Source organism: Nocardioides sp. P5_E3 (assembly GCF_054049275.1).
The window spans coordinates 1-514 of sequence record NZ_JBFUMR010000068.1 but is presented as its reverse complement, the minus strand read 5'-3'; the positions used below and the strand labels follow the sequence as shown (position 1 = coordinate 514).

The following is a 514-nucleotide window of genomic DNA, read 5'->3' as shown; positions in this document are numbered from 1 at the left end:
GGGCGCCTCCTGCGCAGGGGCGCCCGGAGGTCCGGTCGGCGCCGCGGCGGGGGCCGAGGGTGCGGAGTCGGTGGCCGCCTGGCGGACCACCGGCGCCTCCGCGGCCGCACCCGACGGGTCGACGATCGACTCGACGCGCCAGTCCATCCCGACGACGTCGATGGCGGCCTGGCGCAGGATCTCGTCGCAGCCACCGTTGACGAAGGAGTCGCGGGCTCCGGCGTTGGCGAAGCCGACGGTCAGCCGGACTCCGTCGACGTCGACCACGTGGGCGTGCTGCGAGAGCACCATCCAGGCCAGGCGACGGCGGTTCTTGGTCTGCTCGAGGATGTCGGGCCACAGGCGGCGTACGTCGACCAGGCTGAGGCCGCCGCGGGGACCAGCTGGTTGCTCGGCCACCGGCGCGTCGGGCCCGGCAGCGGCGGCGGCCGGTGTCGGCGCCGGCTCGGCGACGACGGGTGGCGCCTGCGGCGTCGCGGGCTGCTGGGACCCCGGCATCGGCGGGGGCGGCGGC

1 pseudogene is annotated in these 514 nt (G+C 77.4%); it reads right to left on the bottom strand.

The window, feature by feature from the left end:
• A pseudogene (locus tag ACXJKB_RS22705) lies at positions 1 to 514 on the bottom strand (DNA polymerase III subunit gamma/tau); the annotation flags it as partial.